The sequence below is a fragment of the Streptomyces marokkonensis genome (assembly GCF_039539045.1).
GTDB lineage: Bacteria > Actinomycetota > Actinomycetes > Streptomycetales > Streptomycetaceae > Streptomyces > Streptomyces marokkonensis.
The window spans coordinates 1-11,837 of record NZ_BAABCQ010000211.1 but is presented as its reverse complement, the minus strand read 5'-3'; the positions used below and the strand labels follow the sequence as shown (position 1 = coordinate 11,837).

Genomic DNA, 11,837 nt, shown 5'->3' with positions numbered 1-11,837 from the left:
GGGCGCGTGCAGCCCGCTCCCGAACTTTCACGGCGCTCTGCAGAGAAAGCCGGAGGGTCCTCGAGGATCACCCCCGCCGATCGCAGTCTTAATCCGACCGATTTTCACCGGAGACCCAACGTGGGAAAAGCCGTGACCGACATGCGTAAGCCGGCCCTGCAACAACCCGAGTGGGACGACCCGTCACAGGTCCGGCGCATCCGGGAGGTACTGGCCGCGCGTCCGCCGCTGGTGCGGTCCGAGGACGTCGGCGCGCTGCGGACACGGCTGGCCCGCGTGGCCCGCGGCGAGGCACTGGTGGTGCAGGCCGGTGACTGTGCGGAGAACCCGGCGGAATGCGACGCCGTGCACGTGGCGCGCAAGACCGCGGTGCTCGACCTGCTCGCCGCGACGGTGGAGGCGGCCACCGGCACGCCCGTCGTGCGGATCGGGCGCGTCGCCGGCCAGTTCGCCAAGCCGCGGTCCCGGCCCGTGGAGCTGGTCGGGGACCTGGAACTGCCGGTGTACCGGGGCCACCTGGTCAACGGTCCCGAGCCGGACGCGGAGAGCCGGCGGCACGACCCGTTGCGCCTGCTCACGTCGTACATGACGGCCAGCGACGTCATGGAGCACCTCGGGTGGCGCGCCCCGGCGGCCCCCGGCGGCCTGCCCCTGGACGAGACCCGGCTGTGGACGAGTCACGAGGCACTCGTCCTCGACTACGAGGAGCCGATGGTCCGCGAGACGGGCGACGGGCGCCGCTGGCTCGGCTCCACCCACCTGCCGTGGATCGGCGAGCGGACGCGGCAGCTGGACGGCGCGCACCTCGACCTCGTCGCCGGTGTCGACAACCCGGTCGGCGTGAAGGTCGGTCCGACCACCACGGCGGCCGAGGTCACCGCCCTGTGCGAGCTGCTCGACCCGCTGCGGGCCCCGGGCCGGCTCGTCCTGATCGCGCGCATGGGTGCCGATCTGGTCGCCGACCGCCTGCCCGCGCTGGTCGAGGCGGTCCGGGCGGCCGGCCACCCGGTGATCTGGCTCGGTGACCCCATGCACGGCAACACCGTCACCGCCCCGGACGGGCACAAGACCCGTCTCCTGAAGACCCTGGCGCGGGAGGTACGGGGGTTCCTGCGGGCCGTGACGGAGGCGGGCGGCACGGCCGGCGGACTGCACCTGGAGACCACGCCGGACGACGTCATGGAGTGCGCCGCCGACCTCTCCGTGTACGAGGGGGAGGCCGTGCGGCGCACCAGTCTGTGCGACCCGCGGCTCAACGCGGAGCAGGCCGTCGAGCTGCTCTCCGCGTGGACCGGCACCCTGGCGGTCCCGGCTCCGGGCTCTCCCTCACTCCCCGCGCAGCAGGCATAGAGGCCTTCTCCGAAAAGGCGCCGGCGTCCCCGCCGGAAGGCACCGGAACGACACATGCGGTGTCCCGATCCTCTGATTCCACGACACCGGCGTCCGACATTTCCGTGTGCGTGTGCTTGATGCTCAACACCGGTGCGCCGTGAGGATGCGGACGCCTTCTTCTCCTGTCTCGGCCACCGTCCCAAAATCAGGGAGTAGTAGGACCCATGCACCTTCTCGTCAAGGGAATTCAGCACCGGGCGACCGGTGAGATCTTCGTCCCGAACTCGAAGTACCACGCGCACCGCGCGCTGATCCTCGCCTCGCTCGCCGACGGTGTCAGCCGCGTCCGGGGGCTGTCCGACGCCCGGCACGTCGAGTACACCGTGCGGCTGCTGCGCGACCTGGGCGTGCGGATCACCCGGGACGGCGACACCTTCGTGGTCCACGGGCTCGGCGGGCAGTACCGGCCACGCCGGGAGACGGTCTCGGCCGGCAGCTCCGGCACCACGCTCTACTTCATGATCGGTCTCACCTCGCTGTCGGACCGCGCCGTGTCGATGTCCGGGCAGAAGTACTTCAGGCGGCGCCCGGTCGGCCCCCTGCTGCGCGCCCTGGAGGAGATGGGCGTCGAGCTGGAGTCGGCGGACGACTGCCCTCCCGTCCTCGTCCAGGGCCGCAGGCCCGCGGGCGGCCACGTCCGGATCGCGGGCACCCTGTCCCAGTGGATATCGGGTCTGATCCTGCTGGCCCCGTTCGCGACGCGGCACACGACGATCGAGGTGGAGGGTGAGCTCAACGAGCGGCCTTACCTGGAGCTGACCGTGGCGATGATGCGCCAGTTCGGCCTCGAATTGACCGTCTCCGAGGACTGGCGGCGCTTCGACATCGAGCCGGGGCAGCAGGCGCGGACGGTCGAGATGACCCTGCCGCCGGACATCGGCTCGGCCGCGTTCGGCGTCGCCGCCGCGGCGCTGCACCCCAGCGACGTGCTGCTGCGCGGGATCACCACGCTGGAGGGCGGCCCGGCCGACCACCCCGAGTTCCACTTCCTCGACGTCGCGCGCTCCATGGGGGTGCCGATGGAGATCGACGAGGCAGCCGGCGGCCTGCGCATCCGGCAGGACGCGCCCCGGCTCACCGGGGTCGACGTCGACTGCCGGGACATCCCCGACATGCTGCCCATCCTGTCCACGATCGCCACCTTCGCGCGCGGCGAGTCGGTGTTCCGCAACATCGCGCACACCCGGCTCAAGGAGTCCGACCGGGCCGCCGCGATGGCCCAGCTCAATCGCATGGGCGGCCGCCTCGAACTCTCGGAGAACGAGCTGCGGGTGCACGGGGTGGACGCTCTGCAGAGCGCCAGGCTGTCCTCGTTCAACGACCATCGCATCCTGATGTCCCTCGCGGTGGCCTCGTCGCGTGCCGAGGGGCGCTCGACGCTCACCTACCCGAACGCGTACCGCATCTCCTACCCGCAGTTCCTCGACGACATGAACACGCTCAACGTGCCCATGACGGTGGAGGACGGCACGGCGGTGACCGTCGGCGACGGCGCGGACACCGGCGCCCCCGCCGCGGAGATGACGGGGACGGGGCCCGCCGCGGCGCCCGCGCCGGAGACGACGGAGCCCGTCGGTCCCGAGGCCGCCGCGCGGTCCACGCTGCCGCAGTTGCTGCGCCGCCGGGCCGAGGAGCGGCCGCAGGAGACGGCCGTCGTGGACGTGCGCTCCGACCGCGACGAGCGGGTCACCTGGCGTCAGTTGGCCGAGCGGGTCGACCGGGCGGCGGCGCTGCTGCTGCGGCTCGGGGTCCGGCCGGGCGAGAACGTGGCGTACCAGCTCCCGAACCGAGCTGAGTTCGTGGTCCTGTCGCTGGCCGCGCTGCGCATCGGGGCCGTGTGCTGCCCGGTCGTCCCCTTCTTCCGCAAGCGCGAGCTCGGCTTCGTCCTGAAGCGGTCCTCGGCGCGGGTGCTGGTGGTGGCCGACCGGCACCGCTCGCGCCGGCCCGCCGAGGAGGTGCTGGGCCTGGTCGGGGAGCACGGCTCGGGACTGGGCCTGGAGCACATGGTGGTCCTGGCCTCCGCCGGCGGTTCCGCGCTGCTGCCCGACTCCCCGGCGGGCGGCGTGGCGCTGCACGACTGGGAGCAGGCGCTGGCGACGACCACCGTGGACCGCGCGGCACTCGACGCCCTCGCCCCGACGCCGGACGCGACGGCACAGCTGCTCTTCACCTCGGGCACCACCGGTGAGCCGAAGGGCGTCACCCAGCCCTCGCGGAACCTGGTCAGGGCCGCCGCGATGGAGATCGCGCACCTCGGGCTCCACGAGCAGGACACGATCTGGGTGCCGTCGCCCCTCGCGCACCAGACGGGCTTCCTCTACGGCATGGTGCTCGCCCTGGTGCGTGGTGTGCCGCAGATCCTGCAGCCCGAGTGGGACGCCAAGCGGGCGCTGCAGTCGCTCAACGACCACCGGGCGACATTCGTCCAGGCGGCGACGCCGTTCCTGTCGGACCTTGTGAAGGCCGTGGAGGAGAGCGGCGAGACGCCGCACCACCTGCGGATCTTCGTGGCGACCGGGGCGACCGTGCCGCGAGCGCTGGCCGAGCGCGCGAGCGGTGTCCTGGCCACCGCCGTCTGCGGGGCCTTCGGTACCACGGAGACCTGCCTGGGCGCGCTGTCCGCGCCCGGCGACGAGGCCCGGCAGCGCTGGGGCTCCGACGGCCGCGCGCTGGACGGCATCACGCTGCGGATCACCGACGACGCGGGGCGGGAGCTGCCCGCCGACACGGAGGGCAACTTCGAGCTGCACTCCCCCACCGTCTTCGACGGCTACCTGGAACGTCCCGACCTGACGTCCGAGGCCTTCACCGAGGACGGCTGGTACCGCACCGGCGACCTGGCGACGATCGACGCCGAGGGCTTCCTGCGGATCACCGGCCGGGTCAAGGACGTCATCAACCGGGGCGGCGAGAAGGTGCCCGTCGCGGAGATCGAGCAGCTGCTGTTCGAGCACCCCGCGGTGGACGACGTCGCGGTGGTGGCCATGCCGGACGAGCGGCTGGGCGAGCGGGCCTGCGCCTTCGTCGTCCCGGCGGGCGGCGCGGAGCTGACCTTCGAGGAGATGCGGCGCCACCTCGACGGGCACGAGGTGGCCAAGCAGTACTGGCCGGAACGCCTGGAGCGGATCGAGGCGCTGCCGCGCAACCCGATCGGCAAGGTGCAGAAGACCGAACTGCGGTCGCTGGCCCGCGGACTGCGGCCCCACGAGGAGGGCGCCGGCTGACGCCCGGCGGCGACGGACAGCGGACACCGGACACCGGTCATCGGGCCGGAACGAGAACAGGAAACAGAGGCGGCACATGACGGACGAGCAGCAGTTCCAGGAGCTGCGCACCCAGGTCGAGCAGTGGGTGCAGGGGCCCGGCGAACGCTGGGCGGAACGCATCGAGGAGACCGGGCAGGTGCCCGAGGAGCTGTGGGCGGAGCTGAACGGCCTGGGCTTCCTGCGGATGGCGGCTCCCGTGGAGTACGGCGGCACGGGCCTCGGCTTCGCCCGCTGGATGGAGCTGATGGAGGTCTTCTCCCGCTCGCACGGCTCCATCCGCATGATCGTGCACGTGGTCAACGGCATCTGGCGGTCGATGGACGGCCACGCCGACGACGCGCAGCGCAAGCGCTTCGTGATCCCCTCGGTCACCGGTGAGATCAAGATCGCGTTCGCCCTCACCGAGCCGGGCAACGGCACCGGCGCCGACATCACCACGTCTGTGGTGCGCAAGGGCGACACGTACTACCTCTCGGGGCGCAAGCACCTGATCACCTTCGGTGTGCGCTGCGACTACTACCTGCTGGCCGCCCGCGTCGAGGGCAGCGCGGGGCACGAGGGCACGGTGGCCCTGCTGGTGCCGCGCGACGCCCCGGGCGTCACGGTCGAGGACACCTCCCACACCATGGGTGTCACGGGCACCGACCACGCGTCGCTGGTCTTCGACGAGACGCCGGTCCCGGTCGACCACCGGCTGGGGACCGAGGGCCGGGGCCTGGAGGTCTTCCTCGGGGGCTTCCTGACGCCGTCGCGGATCTCCGTCGCGATGAGCTGCGTCGGCCTGGCCCAGCGCGCCCAGCAGCTGGCCGTCGACTACGCCCGCGACCGGGTGACCTTCGGCAAGACGCTGACCCAGCGCCAGGCCATCCAGTTCATGCTCGCCGAGAACGCCGCCGACATCGAGGCGGCGCGGCAGCTGGTCCTGCACGCGGCACGGCGCTTCGAGGCGGGCGACGACGACGCGTCCATGCAGTCGTCGATGGCAAAGATGCACGCGGTGACGATGCTGACGAACGTCACCGACAAGGCGCTCCAGGTGCACGGCGGCCTGGGCTACTGGAAGTCGCAGAAGATCGAGCGCGTGTACCGCGACGCGCGTGCCCAGCGCTTCGAGGAGGGCACCAACGAGGTGCAGAAGGCCGTCGTCTTCCGCGAGTTGCTCCAGCGCGCCACGTCCTGGGACGGAGAGGGAACGAACCGATGAACAGCCCGCAGCAGCCGACACCCGCCCGCGAGCAGGTCTCGCTGATCACGGGGGCCTCGCGCGGCATCGGCCGTGCCCTGGCCCTCACCCTCGCCGCCCGCGGCGGCACGGTGGTCGTCAACTACAAGAAGAACGCCGACCTGGCGCAGAAGACCGTCGCGGAGCTCGAGGAGGTGGGGGGTCAGGGGTTCGCCGTGCAGGCGGACGTCGAGACCGTTGAGGGCGTCACGGCCCTGTTCGACGAGGTGGCGCGGCGCTGCGGGCGGCTCGACCACTTCGTCTCCAACGCCGCGGCGAGCGCGTTCAAGAACATCGTCGACCTCGGCCCGCACCACTTGGACCGCTCGTACGCGATGAACCTGCGGCCCTTCGTGCTGGGCGCGCAGCAGGCGGTCCGGCTGATGGACAACGGGGGCCGCATCGTCGCGCTGTCCTCCTACGGCTCCGTCCGTGCCTACCCCACCTACGCGATGCTGGGCGGCATGAAGGCCGCCATCGAGTCCTGGGTGCGGTACATGGCGGTGGAGTTCGCGCCCTACGGCATCAACGTCAACGGGGTCAACGGCGGTCTGATCGACTCGGACTCGCTGGAGTTCTTCTACAACGTAGAGGGCATGCCGCCCATGCAGCGCGTCCTGGAGCGCATCCCGGCACGCCGCCCGGGCAGCGTGCAGGAGATGGCCGACACCGTCGACTTCCTGCTCGGCGAGGGGTCGGGCTACATCACCGGGCAGACGCTCGTGGTGGACGGCGGGCTCAGTGTCGTCGCGCCGCCGTTCTTCGCGGACGCCGGCGAGGCCCTGGCGCTGCCGCCGCGGCCGACGCGCGACGCCTGAGCCGGACCGACGCAGTAACGGAGAGAGGGACGGATCCCGGTGTTGAACCATGTCTTCAGGCCGCTCGCGATCGCCGGCCTGACGGTGCCGCACCGCATCGTCATGGGTGCCATGCACCTGAACCTGGAGACCCTCGACGACGACGGCGCCGCCCTGGCCGCGTTCTACGCAGAGCGGGTGCGCGGCGGCGCCGGTCTCGTCGTCACCGGCGGCTCGGCGGTGAATCCCGCGGGCTCCGGCGGCCCCGGCTACGGCGTGCTCGACGACGAGCGGCACAGGTCGGCGCTGCGCCGGGCCGTCGACGCCGTGCACGACGCCGGGGGCCTCATCGCCCTCCAGCTCTTCCACGCCGGGCGGTACGCGCCCGCCGGCCCGGACGGCGGGGAGCCGCTGGCGCCGTCCGCCGTGTACAGCCGGTTCTCCCGCACCGCTCCCCGGGCCATGACGGAGGAGGAGGTCGCCGGCACCGTCGCCGCCTTCGGCCGGGGTGCGCGGGCCGCCTGCGCGCTGGGCTTCGACGCCGTCGAGGTGATGGGCTCGGAGGGCTATCTGATCAACCAGTTCACCGCGCCCCTGACCAATCTGCGCGACGACGCGTGGGGCGGCGACCCGGTCCGGCGCCGCCGCTTCCCCATCGAGGTGCTGCGGGCCGTGCGGGCCTCGGTGGAGCCGGCCTTCCCGGTGCTGTTCCGGATGTCCGGCGCCGACCTCATCGAGGACGGCACCCCGTGGCAGGAGACGGCGGCGCTCGCCGTGGAGCTGGCCGCGGCCGGCGCGGACGCGCTCGCGGTGGGGATCGGGTGGCACGAGTCACCCGTGCCCACGGTGCAGTCCCAGGTCCCGGCGGGCACCTGGGCCGGGTACGCGCAGCGGGTCAAGCGGGCGCTGCGGGCGGCGGGGCACGGGACGGTGCCGGTGATCGCCTCCAACCGTTTCAACCGGCTCACTCAGGCCGAGGACGTCCTGGCCGGCGGCGACGTCGACCTGGTGGCCATGGCCCGTCCGTTCCTCGCGGACCCGGCCATCATCGACAAGTCCCGTACGGGGGCGGACGCCTCAGTCGACCTGTGCATCGCCTGTAACGAGGCGTGCATCGACCGGTCTTTCGGCACGGAGCGGGTGTCCTGCCTGGTCAACCCGCGGGCGGGTCACGAGCGCGACTTCCCGGCCCGGCCGTCCGCCGGACGCCGCGGCAGGTACGCCGTGATCGGCGCGGGTCTCGCGGGCCTGGAGGCGGCGCGCACCCTGGCGCGGCTCGGGTACAAGGTCGAGGTGTACGAGGAGGCCGACGAGCCCGGCGGGCAGTTCCGGCTGGCCGCCCGGGTGCCGGGCAAGGCGGACTTCGCCGCCACCGTGCGGCAGCGCGAGGAGGAACTCGCCGGCCTGGGGGTGCCCGTGTACCTGGGCCACCGCGTCGGTGCCCGGGACGTGCCCCTCCTGCGCGCCATGGACGGGGTGGTGCTCGCCACCGGTGTCCGTCCGCACCGGCCGGAGCTGCCGGGCGCGGACCTGCCGCACGTCCTGGACTACGCCCGGGCGCTGGCCGACCCCGACGCGCTCGGTCCGCGGGTCGTCGTCATCGGCGGCGGCGGGATCGCGGTGGACCTGGCGCACCTCCTGGCCGGCGGCCTCCCGGCGCCGACCGCGGAGGAGTTCCTCGCCTCCCGTGCCCTGACCGCCCCGTCCGGGTCGGTCACGGCGTCCGCGCGGGCCGCCGTCCGGCAGGTCACGGTGATGCGGCGCGGCGGCAGGATCGGCACCGGGATCGGCCCGTCCACCCGGTGGGTGGTCATGGCGGAGCTGCGGGCGTGCGGCGTGCGCCTGCTGACCGGCGTCGCGTACCGGGAGATCACGCCCGAGGGTGTCGTCGTCGAGGCCGAGGGGGGGACGACGCTGGTCGGCGCCGACCACGTCGTCCTCGCCACGGGCCAGGAGAGCCGGCAGGAGGTCGCCGCCGTGCTGCGCGAGGCCGGCGTCCCGTTCGAGATCGCCGGCGGTGCCGCCGACGCCCGTGCGCTGAACGCCGTGCGGGCCACGGCGCAGGGGCTGCGGGCCGCGCACCGCGTGGTGGAACGCGCCGGGGCGCTCGGGACGGGGAAGCAGCGGCGGCCGGGACGGGGCGGATAGGGGGAGCGTCGAGGACGCCGGCGGCCGCCGGACGCGGCACGGCGCCGGGCGGGTCAGCCGGCCTCGCCGCGCAGGTAGCCCGGTAAACTCTGCCGGTTCTTGACGGCCAGTTTGCGGTAGACCCTGGTCAGGTGCTGTTCGACCGTGCTGGGAGTGATGAACAGCTTCTCCGCGATCTCCCGGTTCGTGTACCCCATGACGGCCATGGAGGCGATCCTGCGTTCGGAGTTGGTCAGGGAGGCCACGGCCGTGGCCCGTTCCTCGTCGTCCGGCGGTTCCGTCTCGACTCCCGTGTCCGGCAGCAGTTCCCTGCACAGGGGTTCCGCCTGGCACAGGTGCGCCACGCGCCAGGCGCGGCGGATGATGACGCGGGCGCGGCGGTGCTTCCCCAGCGCTTGGTAGGCCTGGCCCAGGTCGGCCAGCGTCCGGGCCAGTTCGTACGTCGCGCCGCCCGCCTCCAGGATGTCGGCGGCCTCGGTCAGCAGGCGGGGGCGCTGGCCGAGCGAGCTGAACGCGGCCATCAGCCGCAGGCCGAGGGCCCGGCTGACGGTGCCCGCCGGGCCGGGGAGGGAGAGCTGCTCCTTGACCAGGCGTTTGGCCTGGTCGCGGTTGCCCTGGAGCAGCCACGCCTCCGACGCGCTGGTCCGCCAGGGCACGATGCCGGGCAGGTCCAGGCCCCACTTGCCCATGAGTTCGCCGCAGGACAGGAAGTCGCCGAGCGCCGCGCGGGTCCGGTTCATGGCCAGGTAGTAGTGCCCGCGCGCGTAGAGGTAGTGCAGCCCATAGCGGCTCTGGAACATCTCGTCCGGGACGCCCTGGGTGACGAGGGCCGTGGCACGGTCGAGGTCTCCTAAGCGGGTGTGGGCCAGGACCAGGGTGCCGAGCGGGAGACCGGCGGCGGTTCCCCATCCCTGGACGGAGACCTGTTCCAGGGCGCGCTCGCCGTGGGCCACGGCCTGCGCGAGGTCGCCCCCGCGCAGCCGGATCTCGGCCTCCGCGGCGTTCAGGATGCCCTGCCACATCGGAGAGGGGTTTCCGGTGCGGCGCTCGTTCAGGCTCCGGCACCGGTTGGCCGCCTCGCTGAGCCGGCCGCTGTAGACGAGGGACATCAGCGCGAGGAGCGTGGCCTCCTCTGCCCAGGGGGCGTTGTGGTTGAGGTCGAGCTGGCCCAGGACGTGCGAGGCCCACTCCTGCGTCTCGCCGCTGCGTCTGCGCACGAGGCCGCCGGAAAGGGCGCCGATCGACTGGAGCCAGAAGGCGCGGCCGCGGGTGGTGGGTGCGCCTTCGGGGCCAGTCGTCGCGGGTCCGCTCTGCACTCGTCCCGCGAGCGGCGGATAGGTGCAGGCCAGCCACACCTCCATGTCGTGCAGTTCGGCCGGCCGGTTGGGCGTGCCGGACGACGCCGCGAGGCCCGCCGACGGCAGTCGGGTGGCCCGTTTGCGCAGCAGGGCCAGGATGTCGACGGCCTCCTGGGTGCGGTGCAGCCAGAGCAGTTGCCGGACGAGCAGCATCGTCTCGTAGGGGTCGAGCTGGTCGCTGCGCACGGCCTCGGTGAGTGCGAGCAGGTGGCGCAGTGAGGCCGCGGGGTTGAGCTGCCATTCGGCCTGGGCGAGCCGGGCGCGGGCCGTCCAGCGGTCCCGCTCGTTGGTACAGGCGTCCTGGGCGGAGTTCAGGTACCTCAGGGCGCGTTGCACTCTGCCGTGCGACAGGGCCTCCGAGGACGCCTCCAGCAGGACGCGCAGGGCCCAGGGTTCCGACACCCGGCCGGCCTCGGCCAGGTGGTGGGCGGCGTCGCCGACCGCGCCGCCCTGGTGGTACAGGAGCCGTGCGGCCCGCTGATGCAGCTGGGCGCGGTCCTCGGCCGGCAGGTCGTCCAGGACGGTGCGCGCGGCCAGTTCGTGCCGGAACCGGCCGTCCGCGAGCAGCCCCGCCTCGGTCATGGTGCGCAACGCCCGTTCGACGATGCCCGGGGCGGTGCCGGCGAGCTCCCCGAGTTGCTCCGGCGTGGCCCCGTCTCCGTACACGGCCATGGCGCGCGCCACCCGCAGGGTGCGGGAGCGGCTGCGGTACAGGCAGTTGAGCAGGGCGCGTCCGAAGGCCGGCTGGCGTGTGCCGTCGCCGTGCCTCTCGTCGTGGATCAGGGCGTCGAGCAGCAGCGGGTTGCCGCCGCTGCGCTGGGCGAAGGAGTCGCCGAACTCCCGGCCGCCGGAGGTTCCGAGCCGCAGTCCCGTCAGGGTGCGCACGGCCTGCGGGGAGAGCGGTCCGATCCGGGCGGAGACGACGGGGGACTGGCGCAGCAGTTCGGCGTGGAACGGGGAGTGGGTTCCGTCGGACTCGGCCAGTTCGGTCAGCACCATCAGGATCGGCGCCGTGCTCAGTCTGCGGACCAGGAAGAGCAGGCACTGCTGGGAGGCGGCGTCCATGTGGTCGATGTCGTCCACGCACACCACGACGGGCGTGGTGACGGCCAGTTCCGTGACGGGCTGGAAGAGGTCGTACAGGATCTCCGCCCTGTTGCTCTCCACGGCCTCGTGCATGTTCTCGGCCCGGGTGGTCTCCATGAGCCCGCGCAGCACCGGGGTGATGCCTCTGCGCAGCTCGGCGGGAAGTACCGGGCTGTCGAACAGCTGGCTCAGCGCTCCGAAGGGCAGGTCCCGCTCCCCCGCGGAGCAGACGGCGTTGAGGAGGATGACCTCGCTGATGTGGGCGAGCTGCACCACCGCGCGCAGGAACTCCGTCTTGCCCGCTCCCACGGTCCCTTCCAGGAGCAGCACCTGCCCCGCGACGGGCTGCTGTGCGGACAGCCAGGTCTTCACACGCGCGAGCTGTTCGTCGCGCTCCATCAGACCGGTTCTCCACGGCTCGCATGGAACGGAACCGACCTGATATCCCTCCGGGGGCAGGTCCCGAGTCATATCTTCCCTCGCGCCAAACTCGGCCCGTCGACATTCCGCGCTGTTTGTGCAGACATCACAGTTGAGGAGCTCATACATCTTCCCTGAAGGCATCTCA

At 72.7% G+C, this 11,837-nt stretch carries 6 protein-coding genes; 5 read left to right on the top strand and 1 reads right to left on the bottom strand.

Going from position 1 to position 11,837, the window contains the following annotated elements; translation table 11 throughout:
• Window positions 1–120: 120 nt before the first annotated feature.
• The 5 genes from ABEA26_RS32395 (at window position 121) to ABEA26_RS32375 (ending at window position 8,825) form a co-directional block, all read left to right on the top strand.
• Window positions 121–1,350 (top strand): 3-deoxy-7-phosphoheptulonate synthase, encoded by a 1,230-nt coding sequence (locus ABEA26_RS32395; RefSeq protein ID WP_345597184.1) that lies wholly within the window; start codon window positions 121–123, stop codon window positions 1,348–1,350.
• A gap of 206 nt (window positions 1,351–1,556) precedes the next feature.
• Window positions 1,557–4,616 carry a 3-phosphoshikimate 1-carboxyvinyltransferase gene (aroA, locus tag ABEA26_RS32390; RefSeq protein ID WP_345597183.1) on the top strand — a complete coding sequence of 1,020 codons (3,060 nt, stop codon included), beginning with the start codon at window positions 1,557–1,559 and terminating at the stop codon, window positions 4,614–4,616.
• A gap of 76 nt (window positions 4,617–4,692) precedes the next feature.
• A complete protein-coding gene (locus ABEA26_RS32385) occupies window positions 4,693–5,862 on the top strand; it encodes an acyl-CoA dehydrogenase family protein (RefSeq protein ID WP_345597181.1) in 1,170 nt (389 codons plus the stop codon).
• A complete protein-coding gene (gene chcA / locus ABEA26_RS32380) occupies window positions 5,859–6,698 on the top strand; it encodes a 1-cyclohexenylcarbonyl-CoA reductase (protein ID WP_345597179.1) in 840 nt (279 codons plus the stop codon). The genes ABEA26_RS32385 and chcA overlap by 4 nt, the downstream gene beginning before the upstream one ends.
• Before the next feature lie 39 nt (window positions 6,699–6,737).
• Entirely contained in the window at window positions 6,738–8,825 is a 2,088-nt protein-coding gene (locus ABEA26_RS32375) for an oxidoreductase (protein WP_345597178.1), read from the top strand.
• A gap of 53 nt (window positions 8,826–8,878) precedes the next feature.
• Here the strand turns inward: ABEA26_RS32375 and ABEA26_RS32370 are convergent, their stop codons facing one another.
• On the bottom strand, window positions 8,879–11,668 hold the full coding sequence (locus ABEA26_RS32370) for a helix-turn-helix transcriptional regulator (RefSeq protein WP_345597176.1): 2,790 nt from the start codon (window positions 11,666–11,668) through the stop codon (window positions 8,879–8,881).
• Window positions 11,669–11,837: the final 169 nt, after the last annotated feature.

What these genes read in the sequence shown, in the direction of transcription:
- ABEA26_RS32370 (WP_345597176.1), bottom strand. Translation starts at nt 11,668, where the DNA reads ATGGAGCGCGACGAACAGCTCGCGCGTGTGAAGACCTGGCTGTCCGCA.
- chcA (WP_345597179.1), top strand. Translation starts at nt 5,859, where the DNA reads ATGAACAGCCCGCAGCAGCCGACACCCGCCCGCGAGCAGGTCTCGCTG.
- aroA (WP_345597183.1), top strand. Translation starts at nt 1,557, where the DNA reads ATGCACCTTCTCGTCAAGGGAATTCAGCACCGGGCGACCGGTGAGATC.
- ABEA26_RS32385 (WP_345597181.1), top strand. Translation starts at nt 4,693, where the DNA reads ATGACGGACGAGCAGCAGTTCCAGGAGCTGCGCACCCAGGTCGAGCAG.